Origin of the sequence: Saccharothrix xinjiangensis (assembly GCF_039527585.1) — a bacterium.
GTDB lineage: Bacteria > Actinomycetota > Actinomycetes > Mycobacteriales > Pseudonocardiaceae > Actinosynnema > Actinosynnema xinjiangensis.
On record NZ_BAAAKE010000009.1, the window covers coordinates 274,887 to 290,541 of the forward strand.

At 74.5% G+C, this 15,655-nt stretch carries 17 protein-coding genes; 13 read left to right on the forward strand and 4 right to left on the reverse strand.

Translation table 11 applies throughout. The annotated features are described in order from the left end of the window. The first annotated feature begins 3 nt into the window (after positions 1–3). Positions 4–924 (forward strand): aldo/keto reductase, encoded by a 921-nt coding sequence (locus tag ABD223_RS21145; protein ID WP_344038066.1) that lies wholly within the window; start codon positions 4–6, stop codon positions 922–924. Here the strand turns inward: ABD223_RS21145 and ABD223_RS21150 are convergent. Together ABD223_RS21150 and ABD223_RS21155 are read right to left on the reverse strand one after the other, a co-directional pair. Then, positions 896–1,195, reverse strand: a complete 300-nt coding sequence (locus ABD223_RS21150) for a DUF6191 domain-containing protein (RefSeq protein ID WP_344038067.1) — start codon at positions 1,193–1,195, stop codon at positions 896–898. The two genes, ABD223_RS21145 and ABD223_RS21150, sit on opposite strands and share 29 nt — an antisense overlap. Beyond that, positions 1,186–1,731, reverse strand: coding sequence for an NUDIX domain-containing protein (locus ABD223_RS21155; protein WP_344038070.1), 546 nt, complete (start codon positions 1,729–1,731; stop codon positions 1,186–1,188). The genes ABD223_RS21150 and ABD223_RS21155 overlap by 10 nt, the downstream gene beginning before the upstream one ends. A 104-nt stretch (positions 1,732–1,835) precedes the next feature. On the opposite strand from ABD223_RS21155, the gene ABD223_RS21160 reads away from it, so the two are divergent. The 5 genes from ABD223_RS21160 (at position 1,836) to prcA (ending at position 7,873) form a co-directional block, all read left to right on the forward strand. Then, positions 1,836–4,295: an FtsX-like permease family protein gene (locus ABD223_RS21160; RefSeq protein WP_344038071.1), complete on the forward strand. Its 2,460-nt coding sequence runs from the start codon at positions 1,836–1,838 to the stop codon at positions 4,293–4,295. A gap of 54 nt (positions 4,296–4,349) precedes the next feature. Beyond that, positions 4,350–5,846, forward strand: a complete 1,497-nt coding sequence (dop, locus tag ABD223_RS21165; protein WP_344038072.1) for a depupylase/deamidase Dop — start codon at positions 4,350–4,352, stop codon at positions 5,844–5,846. An 84-nt stretch (positions 5,847–5,930) separates the two neighbouring features. Next, positions 5,931–6,125: a ubiquitin-like protein Pup gene (locus ABD223_RS21170; protein ID WP_344038073.1), complete on the forward strand. Its 195-nt coding sequence runs from the start codon at positions 5,931–5,933 to the stop codon at positions 6,123–6,125. Between the two features lie 31 nt (positions 6,126–6,156). Beyond that, on the forward strand, positions 6,157–7,005 hold the full coding sequence (gene prcB, locus ABD223_RS21175; RefSeq protein ID WP_344038074.1) for a proteasome subunit beta: 849 nt from the start codon (positions 6,157–6,159) through the stop codon (positions 7,003–7,005). 64 nt (positions 7,006–7,069) lie between these two features. Next, positions 7,070–7,873, forward strand: coding sequence for a proteasome subunit alpha (gene prcA, locus ABD223_RS21180; protein WP_344038075.1), 804 nt, complete (start codon positions 7,070–7,072; stop codon positions 7,871–7,873). A 61-nt stretch (positions 7,874–7,934) separates the two neighbouring features. Here prcA and ABD223_RS21185 read toward each other — a convergent pair whose 3' ends face one another. Both ABD223_RS21185 and ABD223_RS21190 read right to left on the reverse strand, forming a co-directional pair. After that, complete coding sequence (locus ABD223_RS21185; RefSeq protein WP_344038076.1) at positions 7,935–8,849, reverse strand: bifunctional helix-turn-helix transcriptional regulator/GNAT family N-acetyltransferase; 915 nt, start codon at positions 8,847–8,849, stop codon at positions 7,935–7,937. A 38-nt stretch (positions 8,850–8,887) separates the two neighbouring features. After that, on the reverse strand, positions 8,888–10,285 hold the full coding sequence (locus tag ABD223_RS21190; RefSeq protein WP_344038077.1) for a bifunctional phosphatase PAP2/diacylglycerol kinase family protein: 1,398 nt from the start codon (positions 10,283–10,285) through the stop codon (positions 8,888–8,890). 115 nt (positions 10,286–10,400) lie between these two features. Between ABD223_RS21190 and pafA the strand changes: the two genes are divergently transcribed. The 7 genes from pafA (at position 10,401) to ABD223_RS21225 (ending at position 15,581) form a co-directional block, all read left to right on the forward strand. Then, positions 10,401–11,759, forward strand: a complete 1,359-nt coding sequence (gene pafA, locus ABD223_RS21195) for a Pup--protein ligase (RefSeq protein WP_344038078.1) — start codon at positions 10,401–10,403, stop codon at positions 11,757–11,759. A gap of 123 nt (positions 11,760–11,882) precedes the next feature. Continuing rightward, positions 11,883–12,446, forward strand: a complete 564-nt coding sequence (locus ABD223_RS21200; protein WP_344038079.1) for a helix-turn-helix domain-containing protein — start codon at positions 11,883–11,885, stop codon at positions 12,444–12,446. Continuing rightward, positions 12,439–12,771, forward strand: a complete 333-nt coding sequence (locus ABD223_RS21205; RefSeq protein WP_344038080.1) for an SRPBCC domain-containing protein — start codon at positions 12,439–12,441, stop codon at positions 12,769–12,771. Before ABD223_RS21200 ends, ABD223_RS21205 begins: the two co-directional genes overlap by 8 nt. Positions 12,772–12,882: 111 nt before the next feature. Next, positions 12,883–13,314: an SRPBCC family protein gene (locus ABD223_RS21210; RefSeq protein WP_344038081.1), complete on the forward strand. Its 432-nt coding sequence runs from the start codon at positions 12,883–12,885 to the stop codon at positions 13,312–13,314. 82 nt (positions 13,315–13,396) lie between these two features. Continuing rightward, entirely contained in the window at positions 13,397–14,383 is a 987-nt protein-coding gene (locus tag ABD223_RS21215) for a helix-turn-helix transcriptional regulator (protein ID WP_344038082.1), read from the forward strand. Further along, complete coding sequence (locus tag ABD223_RS21220; protein ID WP_344038083.1) at positions 14,380–15,351, forward strand: helix-turn-helix transcriptional regulator; 972 nt, start codon at positions 14,380–14,382, stop codon at positions 15,349–15,351. The genes ABD223_RS21215 and ABD223_RS21220 overlap by 4 nt, the downstream gene beginning before the upstream one ends. 17 nt (positions 15,352–15,368) lie before the next feature. After that, positions 15,369–15,581 carry a bacteriophage holin gene (locus ABD223_RS21225; protein ID WP_344038084.1) on the forward strand — a complete coding sequence of 71 codons (213 nt, stop codon included), beginning with the start codon at positions 15,369–15,371 and terminating at the stop codon, positions 15,579–15,581. Positions 15,582–15,655 lie beyond the last annotated feature (74 nt).

The following is a 15,655-nucleotide window of genomic DNA, read 5'->3' on the forward strand; positions in this document are numbered from 1 at the left end:
GGCGTGCCCGACTTCGCCCTCGGACTCGCCGCCCTCGGCCGTCCCGCCTACATCAACCTCGGCCGTGACGGCGCGTTGCCCGGCGGTCGGGACGTCGAGGCCATGCGCGGGCACTGCCACGCCGTGCTGGACGCCGCGTACGCGGCCGGTGTGCGCCGCGTGGACGCCGCCCGCTCGTACGGTCGGGCGGAGGAGTTCCTGGCCGGGTGGCTGGACTCGCGCGGGCACCTCGACGTGCGCGTGTCGAGCAAGTGGGGGTACGCCTACGTCGGCGGGTGGCGCCTGGACGCGACGACCCACGAGGTGAAGGAGCACTCGCGGGAGCGGTTCGCGCGGCAGTGGGGTGAGACGCGGGAGCTGCTCGGGGCGCACGTCGGCCTGTACCTGGTGCACTCGCTGACCGCGGACAGCCCGCTGTTCGGCGACCTGGACCTGCTGCTCGCGCTGGGGGAGCTGCGCGACTCGGGCGTGCGGCTGGGCTTCTCCACCTCCGGCCCGGAGCAGGCCGGGACCGTGCGCCGGGCGCTGGAGCTGGAGGTCGAGGGCCGCCGGTTGTTCGACGCGGTGCAGTCCACCTGGAACGTGCTGGAGACCTCGGTCGGGCCCGAGCTGGCGCGGGCGGGTGAGGCCGGGGTCGAGGTGTTCGTCAAGGAGGGCCTGGCCAACGGCCGGCTCGCCGTGGAGCCGCCCGCGCGGGTGCGCGAGCTGGCCGGGCGGCACGGCGTCGGCCCGGACGCGGTCGCGCTGGCCGCGGCGCTGGCCCAGCCGTGGGCGGACGTGGTGCTGTCGGGCGCGGCGAGCGCCGGGCAGCTGCGCGCCAACCTGGCCGCCCGCGAGGTGGACCTCGACCCGGACGAGCTGGCCGGCCTGGCCGAGCCGCCCGAGCGGTACTGGGCTACTCGGGCCGCGCTGGCCTGGGACTGAGCCGCACCGAACCGGAGTCCAGGTCGACCGGCCCGCGCGGCGGCGCGCCCGACTCCTCGTCCTCGCCGAGCACCAGCGCGGTCTGCCGCTGGTCCAGCTCGACCCGCTTGCTCCCGTGGACGATGGCGGTGAACTCGTCGAACGCGGTCGCGCTGACCACGGGGTGCCGGCCCGCGCGGCGGCGGACCCACCCCAGCAGCCGTTCGCCCGCGGCCAGGGCCACCAAGAGCACGGCCAGGCCGGGGATCGACAGGGCGAACGCTAAACCCAACGGAACCACTCCCTGATCAAGGCCCGGCCGTCCGGGACCACCGGCCGGCCCGGGTCCTCGGCCGGCGCGCGCACCTCGGCCACGTCCACCCACCCGCCCCACGCCACCTCTTCCGGCTGGTGGGTGAAGGGGCCGTCGGTGCGCGCCTCGTAAACGTGCGCGGAGTAGCGGATGGTTCCCTCGACGAACGGCGCGCGGAACCGGAACGCCGGCGTGGCGGTGACGCCCAGCTCCTCGGCCGGCTCGCGCGCGGCGCACCCGTCCGGCGTCTCGCCCGCCGCGACCACGCCCCCGCACGTGGGGTCGTACAGGTCGGGGTAGACGTCCTTGGTGGCGGTGCGCCGGTGCACGTAGAGCCGTTCGCCGTCGAGCGAGCGGACCACGATCGCCGCGCCCGCGTGCCACAGGCCCTCGGCGCGCATCCGGGCCCGCGTCGCCGAGCCGACGGGGTTGCCCCCGGGGTCGACGATCAGGACCTGTTCCCGCGCCGGACCGCCGCGACCGCGTCGCGACCCGTCGATGTGGTTCCCGGTCACCCGGTGATCCTCCTGCGGTCGTACCGGCGCGTGCTACCCCGGGCCGACGCCCGCCGACGACCGCTGTTCCTACCGTCGTGCCGTTCGCGTCACGAGGAGGAGTTGTGCCCAGATCCCTGCGGCTCGCGGTCGCCGAGTTCCGCGACCGACCCGGCCGCGCCGTGCTGCCCGGCGTCGCCTTGGTCGTCGGTGTCGCCTGCCTGCTGGCCGGCCTGATGCTGAGCGACGCGATGGTCCGCGCCGTGGGCGAGGGCGCGCCGACCGTGCCCGCGGGCGTCGACCTGGTCGTCCGCGCGGAGCTCTACTCGGACGTGGCCCTCGACCAGGCGACCGCCGACCGGGTGGCCGCGGTGCCGGGGGTGGCCGGGGTGCGGCAGGTCCGGCAGGTGCGCGCCGACCTGCTGCTGGACGGCCGCGCGTCCGACCGCCGCGCCACCGCGGACGTGGAGGTCGCGGGCGCGGAGCGGGTGCCGGTGCTGGAGGGCCGCTCACCCGGGCGGGACGGCGAGATCGCGGTCGACCGCGTCACCGCGCACCAGCACGGGCTCGCGCCCGGCTCGCTCACCAGGCTCGCCGACGCGGCGGGCGACCCGGTCGACGTGGTGGTCCGGGGCGTCACCAGGCGCGGGGCGATCGCCGAGGAGCCCCTGCTCGTCGTCGGCGAGGGCCTGGCCGCCCGGCTGGGCACGTCGACCGTCCTGTCGCTGCACGTCACCGGCGGCGACCGGGCCGCGGTGGCCGCGGCCGCGGGCGAGGGGTTCCGGGTCGACACCGCCGCCCGGGTCGCCGCCGAGCGCCCGAACCAGGACCTGGCCGTCGTCCTGCTGCCGTTCAGCATCCTGGCGCTGGCCACCTCCGTGTTCGTCGCCTCCGCCACCTACCGCGCGGTCTACCTCCAGCGGCAGCGGCACACCGCGCTGCTGCGCTGCCTGGGCGCCTTCCGGGGGTCACTCGTCCGGGCGAACTTGATCGAGGCGTTGATGACGGGCGCGGTCGCGGGCGCGGTGGGCGCGCTCCTCGGCGGCGCGGTGGCGTGGCTGCTGGCCCGGCTGTTCGACGCCACCGGTCTGTCGGTGGTGCTGGGCGCGGTGGAGCTGAGCCCGGCGCCGCTGCCCACCTGGCCCCAGCTGCTGGTCGGCGTGGGGACCGCGGCCGTGCTCAGCGGGTTCGCCGCGGTCCGGCCCTCGCTGACCGCCTCCCTGGTGCCGCCGCTGGCCGCGCTGCGCACGTCCGAGGGCCAGACGCCCGACCGGGCCGTGGTGCGCCGCCGCCGGGTGTTCGGCCTCGTCCTGGTGGCGCTCGCGGCGGGCATGGCCGGGCTCGGCGTGCTGGCCCAGGGCTCGATGGCGGCGATCTTCCTGGTCCTGTTCTCCGGCATCACCGCGGTGTTCGGCCTGTTCGGCGTGCTGGGCCCGGTCGTGGTGCCCGGCCTGGGCCGGGTCTTCGGCTCGGTCGCGAGCCGCTTCGGCGGGGCGCAGTGGAAGCTCGCCGCGGCCGAGGTGCGGCGGGTGCCGCAGCGGTCGGCGTCGGTGGCGATGCCCCTGCTGCTGGCCGCCGCCATGGTCACGTTCTTCGCCGTCACGGTCGGGTCGGCGCAGCGCCTGGAGCAGGAGCTGGAGGGCCGGCCGCGACCGGACGCCGTGGTGTCCGACGCGGGCGGTCGCCCGCTCGACGGCGCGGTGGGCGCGGCGGTGGACCGGCCGGAGGTGGCGGGCCGCGTCGTGCTGCACGGCGTCACGGCCGAGCGGCACGACGCCGAGGGGCGCCGGCTGCCGACGCGGGTCGCGGGCGCGGACCCCGGCCAGGTGCGCGCCTACCTGGCGGCGCGGGAGGCCCCGGTGGACCTCGGCGCGGGCGAGCTGCTGGTCGCCGACTGGTACGCCGAGCGGTTCGGGGTGCGGGTCGGCGAGCCGTTCACCGTCGACGGGCTGCCGGGTGGCGCGCGCACGGGCCGGGTCGCCGGCGTCGTCGACGGCGGGCTGGTGGACGACTTCGACGTGGTGGTGGCCGACCCGGGCCTCGCACCGGCGACGGAGGTGCTGGTGGCGTTCGCGCCGGGCGCGGACCAGGAGGCCTACGCGGCGGCCGTCGAGGGCGCGCTGACCGGCTCGCCCACCGTCCTGGTGACCACGAGGGCCGCGCAGGGCGCGCAGGACCAGCGCTACCTCGACCTGGGCATCGTGCTGCTGATGGTGCTGCTGGGCCTGTCCGTCGCGGTCGCGGTGACCGGCATCGGGACGGCGCTGACCATCTCGGTCCAGGAGCGCCGCAAGGAGCTGGCGCTGCGCCGCGCCCTGGGCGTCACCAGGGGCGGCATCCAGGGCGGCGTGGTGGCCGAAGCGGTGCTGCTGTCGCTGGTGGGGGTGCTCGGCGGCGGACTGTTCGGCCTGGTCTACGCCGAGCTGACGCTGGCCGCCGTGGGGCTGTTCGTGTGGCCCACCGCGGCCGTGGCGCCCCTGGTGCTCGGCGGCGCGGGCGTGGTGGCCCTGGCGGTGCTCTCGGCCCTGGGCCCGGCCCGCAACGCGTCGCGCATCCGACCCGCGGCGGGGCTCGCCGCCGGCTGAAAAGTGACCTCGGCCGGCAGCGCCGCGCCGGTGGTTGGTCGTAGGCTGCGGGGTATGCGGCGGATCATGGGAACCGAGGTCGAGTACGGCATCGCGGTGCCGGGCGACGCGACGGCCAACCCGGTGCTCACCTCGACACAGGTGGTGCTGGCGTACGCGGCCGCCGCCGACGTGCCGCGGGCCCGCCGGGCGCGCTGGGACTACGAGGTCGAGTCGCCGCTGCGCGACGCGCGCGGCTTCGACCTCGGCGCGCCCGGCGGCCACCCCGGCGGCGACGGCGACGTGGAGGACCTGGGCGCGGCCAACGTCATCCTCACCAACGGCGCGCGCCTCTACGTCGACCACGCGCACCCGGAGTACTCCGCGCCCGAGGTCACCAACGCGCGCGACGCGGTGATCTGGGACAAGGCGGGCGAGCGGGTGATGGAGGAGGCCGCGATGAAGGCGGCCACCGTGCCCGGCCAGCCGCGGCTCCAGCTCTACAAGAACAACGTCGACGGCAAGGGCGCCAGCTACGGCACCCACGAGAACTACCTGATGCGGCGCAGCACGCCGTTCACGGCCGTGATCGCGGGCCTGACGCCGTTCTTCGCCTCCCGCCAGGTCGTGGTCGGCTCCGGCCGGGTCGGCCTGGGCGCGGCGGGCGAGGAGGCCGGCTACCAGCTGTCCCAGCGCTCGGACTACATCGAGGTCGAGGTCGGCCTGGAGACCACGCTCAAGCGCGGCATCATCAACACCCGCGACGAGCCGCACGCCGACGCGGACAAGTACCGCAGGCTGCACGTCATCATCGGCGACGCGAACCTGGCCGAGCACTCGACCTACCTCAAGGTCGGCACCACCTCGCTGGTGCTGGACATGATCGAGGCCGGCCGCCGGTTCGACGACCTGCGGCTCCAGGACCCGGTGCGGGCGGTGCACCAGATCAGCCACGACCCGACGCTGAAGACCCGCGTCGAGCTGTCCGGCGGGCGCAAGTTCACCGGGTTGGACCTCCAGTTCGCCTACTACGAGCGCGCCTCGGAGTTCGTGGAGAAGGAGGGCTACGGCGACCGCGACGTGCTGCGGGTCTGGGGCGAGGTGCTCGACGCGCTGGCCCGCGACCCGCAGGAGTGCGCCGACCGCCTCGACTGGGTGGCCAAGCTGCGGCTGCTGGAGGGCTACCGGTCCCGCGACGGCCTGGCCTGGGGCTCGCCGCGGCTGTCGCTGGTCGACCTCCAGTACTCCGACGTGCGGCTGGACAAGGGCCTCTACAACCGGCTGGTGGCCCGTGGCTCGATGAAGCGCCTGGTCAGCGAGGAGGAGGTGCGGGCGGCCGTGCTCGCGCCGCCGGAGGACACCCGTGCCTACTTCCGCGGCCGCTGCCTGGAGCGGTACCCGAGCGCGGTGGCCGCCGCGTCGTGGGACTCCGTGATCTTCGACCTGGGGCGCGAATCGCTGGTCCGCATCCCCACCCTGGAGCCGCTGCGCGGGACGAAAGCCCACGTCGGAGCCCTGTTGGAGGCGTCGGAGACGGCCGAGCAGCTCGTGGAGGCGCTCACCAGGGGCTGATCACCGGACCCGAGTGGCGGCGCACAACGTCGGGCCCGCTGGGTAATGTTGAACCCCCAGGGCCGAAATGGCGGGAGGAACGACATGTCCCAGGAACAGGTCCAGCGGCAGGGTGGCGGCGACGGCGACGAGAACGGCGACGGCGCGGCCGCCGCGGGTCAGGAGCGCCGCGAGAAGCTCGGTGAGGACGTCGACGCGATCCTGGACGAGATCGACGACGTGCTGGAGGAGAACGCCGAGGACTTCGTCCGCGCGTACGTGCAAAAGGGCGGCGAGTAGGCCGCAGGCGGGACAGGAGAACAACGCACACATGGACAACAGCTCGACCGGGCACTACCCGGCCGCGTCGCTGCCCCCGGCCTACCTCAGGCCGGGGTCTTCGTCGTTCACGGACTTCCTCCGCGCGCAGGCGCCCGAACTGCTGCCCTCCGCCCGGAGGCTGCCCGAGGGCAGCACCGTCGAGGCGCCGCACGGCACCACGATCGTGGCGCTGACCTACAAGGGCGGCGTGGTGATCGCGGGCGACCGGCGCGCCACGATGGGCAACGTCATCTCCCAGCGCAACATGAAGAAGGTGTTCATCACCGACGACTACTCGGCGGTGGGCATCGCGGGCACGGCGGGCATCGCGGTCGAGATCGTCCGGCTCTACGCGGTCGAGCTGCGGCACTACGAGAAGATCGAGGGCGTCTCGCTCTCGCTGGACGGCAAGGCCAACCGGCTCTCGGCCATGATCAAGGGCAACCTGGACGCGGCCATGGCGGGCCTGGCGGTGGTGCCGCTGCTCGCGGGCTACGACACCGAGGCGCCCGACCCGGACCGCGCGGGCCGCATCGTCTCCTACGACGTGACCGGCGGCCGGTTCGAGGACGGCCAGGGCTACCAGGCCGTGGGTTCGGGTTCGCTGTTCGCGAAGTCGGCGCTGAAGAAGCTGTACGACCCGGACGCGGACGCGGAGGCGGCCACGCGGGCCGCCATCGAGGCCCTCTACGACGCGGCGGACGACGACTCGGGCACCGGCGGGCCGGACCTGGTGCGCCGGATCTTCCCCGTCGTCGTGACGATCTCGGCCGAGGGCGCAGCGCACCTGCCCGAGGAGCGGACCGCGGCGCTGGCCGAGTCCGTCGTCGAGGGCCGACGGACCAGCCCGGCAGGCTGACGGCCGTGCGCCCGCCAACCCCGACCAGCCCGAACCCCGCCACCCCACCCCGGGAGCTTGACCAGTGACGATGCCGTTGTACGCCTCGCCCGAGCAGGTCTTGCGCGACCGCTCGGAGTACGCCCGGAAGGGCATCGCCCGCGGCCGGAGCGTCGTCGTGCTCCGGTACGCCGACGGCGTGCTGTTCGTTGCCGAGAACCCGTCCAGCACCCTGCACAAGGTGTCGGAGATCTACGACCGCATCGGCTTCGCCGCGGTCGGCCGGTACAGCGAGTTCGAGAACCTGCGGCAGGCGGGCATCCGGTTCGCCGACATCCGCGGCTACCAGAACGACCCGCGCGACGTGACCGGCAGGTCCCTGGCCAACGTGTACGCCCAGACCCTGGGCTCGATCTTCACCGAGCAGATCAAGCCCCTGGAGGTCGAGATCTGCGTGGCCGAGGTCGGGCACACGCCGGAGCACGACACCCTGTACCGCCTCACCTACGACGGCTCGATCGTCGAGGAGCCGCAGTACTCGGTGATGGGCGGCCAGGCCGAGGCCACGGGCAACGCCCTGAAGGAGGCCTACACCGAGGGCCTGGCCCTGGCCGAGGCGGTGCGGGTGGGCGTGAAGGCCCTGAGCGCCGGCTCGACCAGCACGGGCAACGGCAAGGAGCTGCTGGAGAGCTCCAAGCTGGAGGTGGCGGTCCTGGAGCGCGACCGGCCGCGCCGGGCGTTCCGGCGCATCACGGGCGCCGCCCTGGCGGCCCTGCTGCCGGGCGAGCCGGAGCCGGCCGAGCCCGCTGACGGGGCCGAGGCCGGGGCCGACGCCGAGAAGAAGCCGGTGACCGACGTGAACCTGCCGCCGAACGACGACAAGGCGTAGGGATCGCTCGCGCGAAGGCCCCCGGTCGGGTGACCGGGGGCCTTCGGCGTGTTCGGAGCGCTCACCGCGGCCGTTGTCGCGACAGCTCCAGCGCCCAGGTCTGCGCCTCCACGTCCCGCCCGAACAGCCGCTCCGGCCGGCTCTTCACCACGGTGAACCCGACCTTCTCGTAGAGGTGCCGGGACGCGGCCAGCCCCGCCACCGTCCACAGCTCCACCCGCGCGTACCCGGCCCGGCGGGCGAAGCTCAGGCACTCGTCGACCAGCCGGGCCCCGATGCCCAGCCCCCGGGCCGCCGGCTCGACCAGCAGCATCCGCAGCTTGGCCGTCCGGTCGTCCACCCGCACGCAGAAGATCGACCCCACCGGCTCGCCGTCCACCTCCGCGATCCACGCCGCCTCGCGGCCGGGCACGTGCCGCTCCGCGTACTCGCCCGCCACGCGCGCCACCATGGCCTCGAAGGTCTGGTCGAAGCCGCACTCCTCCGCGTACCGCACCCCGTGCCGGTTCACCACCCAGCCCAGGTCGCCCGCCCGCAGGGGGCGCAGCAGGTAGGCCCGCGGCGCGCCGGTGAGCAGGCGCTCGACCTTGCGCATGGCCGCGACCAGCTCGTGCCGGTCCGCGGGCGCCAGCCCGTCGAGCAGCTTCGCGACCTCGGCGTCGGACCGCCCGTCCACCTCGGCGAACACCTCGCGGCCGGCGCCGGTCAGCTCCACCACGTGCCGCCGGGGGTCGTTCGCCGAGGGCTCGCGGCGGACCAGGCCGTCGCGCTCGAAGCGGCCGAGGATGCGGCTGAGGTAGCCCGCGTCCAGGCCGAGGGACGCGCGCAGGTCCGGCGCCTCGCGCGGGCCGCCCGCCAGCTCGAACATGACCCTGACCTCGGTCAGGGAGTACGGCGAGGACAGGTGGCCGCGGTCGAGCGCGCCGATCACGCGGGTGTGGAAGCGGTTGAACGCGCGGACGTCCGCGACCGTCATGGTTGACCCTTTCAACGTTGCCGTTGACCGGGTCAACCTTAGTCCTGGGGGCGGTAGACGCCCAGCGCGGCGGGCCGGGACCTGAACTCGAACCGCGACCCGGTCGGGCCCACCTCGCCGTCCGTGGCGATCGCGACCTCGCCGTCGAGCACCCGCACGTCCAGCCACCGCGTCTCGACGTGCCGGTAGGTGCGGCTGCGGTGCAGCGAGCCCAGCAGCGCCCCGGCGAAGAACCGGGTCCGCGACAGCCGCCGGTCGGCGCGGATGCAGCGGACGTCGAGCAGGCCCGCGTCCAGGGCCGGGCGCGTGGTCGGCGCGAACCCCTTCGGCAGGTACGGGCCGTTGCCGACGAACAGCACCCAGATCAGCAGCTCCTCGCCGTTCAGCTCCACGCGCAGCGGCCGGGACGTGCGCAGCACCCGGAACAGCGCGATCACCGCCGCGGGCCACTTGCCCCACCGGTCCCGCAGCTGCTCGCGCAGGCGGACCATGTCGGGGTAGCCGCCGAGGCTCGCGGTGTTGACGAACCACCGGGGGCCCGCGCCGTCCACCGAGACCGCCGCCAGGTCGACCAGGGCGCCGTCGCCGTCCGCGACCGCCCGCGCGCTGTCGGCCAGGCCCGTCACGCCCACGTCCCGGGCGAAGTGGTTGAGCGTCCCGGCGGGCACCAGCACCAGGGGCAGCCGGTGGGCCGCCGCCAGCGCCGCGACCGCGGCCACCGAGCCGTCGCCGCCCGCCACGCCCAGCGCGCGCGGCCCGTGCCCGGCGACGACCTCGTCCAGGTCGTCGATGTCGACCACGGTCGCCTTCGGCCACTCGCGCACGATCGCGCCCGTCTGGTCGACCCCGCCCAGCCCGGCCCCGGGGTTGACCACGACCACCAGCCCCTCGCCGTCGACCAGCGGCTCCAGCGCCGCGTGCTCGCGCGCCGTCGCCGCGTCCGCCCGGTGCCGCGGCCACCAGCGCCGCGTGACCAGGCCCGCGGCGACCCCGATCGCGGCGCCCGCGGCCACGTCGGAGGGCCAGTGCACGCCCGTGTGGACCCGCGAGTAGGCCACCGCCGCCGCGACCGGCGCCACCGCCGCGCCCAGGGCCGGCGACTCCATGGCCAGCGCCGTGGTGAACGCCGCCGCCGACGCCGCGTGCCCGGACGGGAACGACGAGGACGTGGGCCGCTTCGTCAGCCGGCGCGACACGTGCAGCAGGTCCGCGGCGGGCCTGCGGCGCGGGAACAGCCGCTTGGCGACCAGGCTCGCGCTGAAGCTCGCGCCGCCGATCGCGGCCACCCCGCGCAGCGCCGCCCGCCTGGTCACGCCCTTGCGCGCGGCCAGCGCACCCGCGATGACGAGCCACAACAAGCTGTGGTTCGCCGCATTCGACAACCGCTTGAACCCGTGGTCCGCCGCTGACCCGCGCAGGGCCGCAGAACGTCTCACCAGGGCCGAGTCCAGGCCACTCACGCGTCGGAGCACAGGAGCACGTTATCGGGGAATTGGCGTGCCGCCCGATTGGATCACTGAGGAAACCGCCGGATGCGCCTACTGTTGAAGGATGCAGCGGCGGATCTTCGGCATTGAGACTGAGTTCGGGGTGACCTGCACCTTCCACGGGCAGCGCAGGCTGTCCCCGGATGAGGTCGCTCGGTATCTGTTCCGCCGGGTGGTCTCGTGGGGGCGTTCGTCGAACGTCTTCCTGCGGAACGGCTCTCGGCTCTACCTGGACGTGGGTTCGCACCCCGAGTACGCGACGGCGGAGTGCGACGACCTCGCCCAGCTCGTGACCCACGACAAGGCGGGCGAGCGGATCCTGGAGGACCTGCTGGTCGACGCCGAGCGCAGGCTCGCCGACGAGGGCATCGGCGGGGACATCTTCCTGTTCAAGAACAACACCGACTCCGCCGGCAACTCCTACGGCTGCCACGAGAACTACCTGGTCGCGAGGGCGGGTGAGTTCTCCCGCATCGCCGACGTCCTGCTGCCGTTCCTGGTGACCAGGCAGCTGATCTGCGGCGCGGGCAAGGTGCTCCAGACGCCGCGCGGCGCGGTCTACTGCCTGTCGCAGCGGGCCGAGCACATCTGGGAGGGCGTGTCCAGCGCCACCACCCGGTCGAGGCCCATCATCAACACCCGCGACGAGCCGCACGCCGACGCCGAGCGCTACCGCAGGCTCCACGTCATCGTCGGCGACTCGAACATGTCCGAGGTGACCACGCTGCTCAAGGTGGGCAGCACGAACCTGGTCCTGGAGATGATCGAGCAGGGCGTCCAGTTCCGCGACTTCAGCCTGGACAACTCGATCCGGGCGATCCGCGAGATCAGCCACGACCTCACCGGCCGCCGCACCGTGCGCCTGGCGGGCGGCAAGGAGGCCTCGGCGTTGGACATCCAGCGCGAGTACTACGAGCGGGCCGTGGACCACGTGGCCAAGCGGGCGCCGGACCCGATGGCCGAGCGGGTGCTGGAGCTGTGGGGCCGCACGCTGGACGCGGTCGAGGCGCAGGACCTGTCCAAGATCGACCGCGAGATCGACTGGGCCATCAAGCACCGGCTGATGGAGCGGTACCAGGCCAAGCACGACATGGACCTGTCGAACGCGCGCATCGCCCAGCTCGACCTCGCCTACCACGACATCCGCCGCGGCCGCGGCGTCTTCGACCTGCTCCAGCGCAAGGGGCAGGTGGAGCGGGTGACCGACGACGGCGAGATCGAGGCCGCCAAGGACACCCCGCCGCAGACCACGCGGGCCAAGCTGCGCGGTGACTTCATCGCCGCCGCGCAGGCCGCGGGGCGCGACTTCACCGTCGACTGGGTGCACCTGAAGCTGAACGACCAGGCGCAGCGCACCGTGCTGTGCAAGGACCCGTTCCGCGCCGTGGACGAGCGCGTGGAGCGGTTGATCTCGTCCCTCTAGCGGGTCCGCGTCGGGGTGCCGACCGGGCGTTGGAGCGAACGAGGAGGCCCCGGGCCGAGTGGTCCGGGGCCTCTTCCGGCCCTATTGACAAAATAGATTTTTACGTACAACGTGATTTTTGCGATGAGAGACGTCCTGTACCTGGAGCAGATCGAGCAGGCCGAGGCCCTGCTCAAGCCGCAGCGCGTCGACGTGCTGCGGCAGCTGGCCGAGCCGCGCTCGTGCACCGAGGTGGCCGCCGTGCTCGACCAGACGCCGCAGCGGGTCTACTACCACGTGAAACGCCTGGTGGAGGCCGGTCTGGCGGCCCAGGTCGACCAGCGGCGGGTGCGCGGCATCACCGAGGGCGTGTACCAGGCGGCGGCCCGCTCGTACTGGCTGTCGCCCGAGCTGGTCGGGCGCCTCGGGCCGCGCCGGGTGCGGGACGAGCTGAGCCTCGGCCACCTGCTCGACCTGGCCGAGCGGGTCCAGGCCGACGTCGCGGCCCTGGACCGCGCCCGGCCCGAGCTGCCGTCGCTGGGCGTGTCCGGCGAGATCCGGGTCCGGCCCGAGCAGCGGCAGCAGTTCTTCGACGAGCTGAAGGACGCCTTGCAGGACCTGTTCAGCCGCTACGGCGGCGCGGAGGGCGACGCCTTCCGCCTGGCCGTGGCGTGCTACCCGAACCACGAGGGGAAGACCGATGGGTGACACCGCGACGCCGCACGTCCGGACCTCCGCGTCGCCGGAGCGCGTGCGCCGGGCGCTGACGGACCAGGCCGAGCCGGCCACCTGGCCGGCCGAGCACGCGGAGGTGGAGCTGCCCGACCGGTGGCGGTTCCGGGGCAGGCACACCCCCGAGGGCGACGAGCCGCGCCAGGTCCTGGAGCACCTGGACGACGGGTCGCTGCGCTTCACCTGGCCCGTCGGCGGCGAGCGGACCACCGTCGGGATCACCTGGGAGGCCCGGGACGACCACACGGTCGTGTCGGTCTCGCAGAGCCACTTCCCGGGCTGGGCGGACACCGTCGCCTAGACCGGCGCGCTGGCCTGGCTCCACACCTACTGGTGCGTCTCGCTGGCCAACCTCGTCGACCACGTCGAGGGCCGCCCGCTCACCCCGAAGATCGACTTCACCGGGGCGGGCATGAGCGCCGAGGTGCTCGTCGACGCCCCCGCCGAGGCCATCGGGCGCTCGCTGGTCGACGCGGAGCAGTACTCGCGCTGGTTCGGCGCGAAGGTCGACATCGAGCCGTGGGACGGCGGCCGGTTCGCCATGGGCGGGTTCGACGCGGACGAGCGGCCCGGCCGGGTGACCGGCTACGAGCCGGGCCGGCGGATGGGCATCGAGTGGGACGGGCTGGTCGCCTCCTGGGAACTGGAGGAGTCCGGCGGCCGCACCCGGCTGACGTTCGTGCAGAGCGGGTTCATCGAGGGCCGCCCGCCCTACGGCGCGTGGGGCGGCTGGCTGTCGGGCATCGCCGAGCTGCGCCGCTACCACGAGCTGCCCGACTGGCGGCCGATCTGGCTGGCCTCCGAGATGCCCGGTCTCCCCGAGGGGATGCTGGTCGAGCCGTGACCGCGAGGCGCCCGCGGGTGAACGGTCCGTTCACCCACGGGTGCCCCGTCACCTCCGGTCGGTTCGGGGTTAGGGTGCTCTGGTGGCCATCGCCCGTGCCGAACGGCTCGTCAACCTGGTGCTCTGCCTGCTGTCGACCCGGCAGTACCTGACCGCCGAGCGCATCCGCGCCATCGTCCCCGGCTACGCCGACGCCGCGACGGACGAGGCGTTCTTCCGCATGTTCGAACGCGACAAGACCGAGCTGCGCGACCTCGGCGTGCCCCTGGAGACCGGCCGCAGCACGGCCTTCGACACGGTCGACGGGTACCGCATCGCCCGCCGCGACTACGAGCTGGGCGACATCGACCTGGAGCCCGACGAGGCGGCCGCCGTGGCGCTGGCCGCCCGCCTGTGGGACTCGCCGCAGTTCACCGGCGCCGCCCACGGCGCGCTGATCAAGCTGCGCGCCGCGGGCGTCGACGTCGACCAGGACGTGCACGTCCCGGTCGAGCCGAAGGTCCGCACCAGCGAGCCCGCGTTCCCGCCGCTGCTCGCCGCGGTGCGCGAGGGCCGCGTGGTGGAGTTCGACTACCGCAAGACCGCCTCGGTCGACGTCCAGGGCCGCACCGTGGAGCCGTGGGGCGTGGTCGCCTGGCGCGGCCGCTGGTACGTCGTGGGCCAGGACCGCGACCGGGGCGCGCCCCGCTGCTTCCGGCTGTCCCGGATCGTCGGCGACGTGCGCCCGCTCGGCAAGCCCGGCGCGGTGCGCCCGCCCGACCAGGTCGACCTGCTGTCGTTCGTGGCCCGCAACCAGCCCGCGCCCGCCGAGGCCGCGACCAGGGCCAGGCTGTGGGTGGCCAAGGGCCGCGGCCACGGCCTGCGCCGGCGGGCCCGGCTGGTCGGCGAGCAGGAGTTCGACGGCGAGCCCGGCGACCTGCTGGAGGTGCGGCTGCGCTACCCGGACTCGGCGGCCACCTGGATCGCCGGCTTCGGCGCGGACGTGGTGGTGCTGGAACCGGACGTGCTGGCCAAGACGGTGCGGGAGAAGCTGCTGGGCGCGCTGCGCGGGGCGGGGGTGCGCGCGTGACCGCCTCCACCGACCGGCTGCCCCGGCTGCTCGCCCTGGTGCCGTACCTGCTGGCCCGGCCCGGCGTCCCGATCGACGAGGTCGCCCAGGACTTCGAGGTCACGCCCAAGCAGGTCCGCAAGGACCTCGAACTGCTGTGGATGTGCGGCCTGCCCGGCTACGGCCCCGGCGACCTGATCGACCTGTCCTTCGAGGGCGACACGGTCACCGTGACCTTCGACGCGGGCATGAGCCGCCCGCTGCGGCTGACCGCCGCCGAGGCCACGTCGCTGCTGGTGGCGCTGCGGGCGCTGGCCGACACGCCGGGCGTGGCCGACCGGGACGCCGTGCAGCGCGCGGCGGCCAAGATCGAGGCCGCGGTGGGGCAGGCCCAGCCCGCCGGCGTGGCCGTGGGCCTGGGCGTGCGGGAGGCGCCGGAGACGTCCCGCGTGCGGGACACCGTGTCGGACGGTGTCGTGCGCAAGCGCGCCCTGCACCTGCGCTACTACACCCCGTCGCGGGACGAGGTCACCGAGCGGGTCGTGGACCCGATGCGGATGCTGCTGGTGGAGGGGCGCGGCTACCTGGAGGCGTGGTGCCGCGCCGCGGACGGCGTGCGGCTGTTCCGCCTCGACCGGATCGACGCGGTCGAGGTGCTGGACGAGCCCGCCGCGCCACCGCCCCACGCCACCCCCACCGACACCTCCGAGGGCCTGTTCCAGCCGGACCCCTCGCAGCGGACGGCCACGCTGGTGCTCGAACCGGACGCCCGCTGGGTGGCGGAGTACTACCCGACCGACGGGCTGGTCGAGCTGGGCGACGGCCGAGCCCGGGTGCTCATGCGGTACGCCGACACCGCCTGGATGGTGCGGCTGCTGCTCGGACTGGGTGGTGAGGTGCACGTGGAGGAACCCGCCGACCTGGTGGCGGAGGTCGCCCGGCAGGCCGGCGCGGCGTTGCGCCGGGCGGATCACGCCCCGACGACCTAGCCCTATACGGTGGAGCGGTGCCCTACTTGCCGATGCTGCTCCTGATCGCCTTCGGCTTCGTCGTGAGCCTCGCGGTGGCGGTGCGGGTCGTCAGGTCGCTGCGACGCTTCCGCACCGCGAGCACCCTGGCGCGGCACGGGCTCGACGACGGCGCGGGCCTGTTGCGGGCCCGGTTCGCCGCGCTCGGGGTGGCCCTCGCCGAGCGGTCCCGGGGCCGAAGCGGGGAGTGACCGGACCGCGCCGCGGTTGATGCGCTGAGCGCATGACCGCAGGACCTTGCGGTCCATTGGCCCGTCCGAACGCG

Excerpts from the sequence above, each read along its gene's own strand:
- dop (WP_344038072.1), top strand. The coding sequence starts at position 4,350 with ATGCGGCGGATCATGGGAACCGAGGTCGAGTACGGCATCGCGGTGCCG.
- ABD223_RS21170 (WP_344038073.1), top strand. The coding sequence starts at position 5,931 with ATGTCCCAGGAACAGGTCCAGCGGCAGGGTGGCGGCGACGGCGACGAG.
- prcB (WP_344038074.1), top strand. The coding sequence starts at position 6,157 with ATGGACAACAGCTCGACCGGGCACTACCCGGCCGCGTCGCTGCCCCCG.
- ABD223_RS21185 (WP_344038076.1), bottom strand. The coding sequence starts at position 8,849 with ATGACGGTCGCGGACGTCCGCGCGTTCAACCGCTTCCACACCCGCGTG.
- pafA (WP_344038078.1), top strand. The coding sequence starts at position 10,401 with ATGCAGCGGCGGATCTTCGGCATTGAGACTGAGTTCGGGGTGACCTGC.
- ABD223_RS21200 (WP_344038079.1), top strand. The coding sequence starts at position 11,883 with ATGAGAGACGTCCTGTACCTGGAGCAGATCGAGCAGGCCGAGGCCCTG.
- ABD223_RS21205 (WP_344038080.1), top strand. The coding sequence starts at position 12,439 with ATGGGTGACACCGCGACGCCGCACGTCCGGACCTCCGCGTCGCCGGAG.
- ABD223_RS21210 (WP_344038081.1), top strand. The coding sequence starts at position 12,883 with ATGAGCGCCGAGGTGCTCGTCGACGCCCCCGCCGAGGCCATCGGGCGC.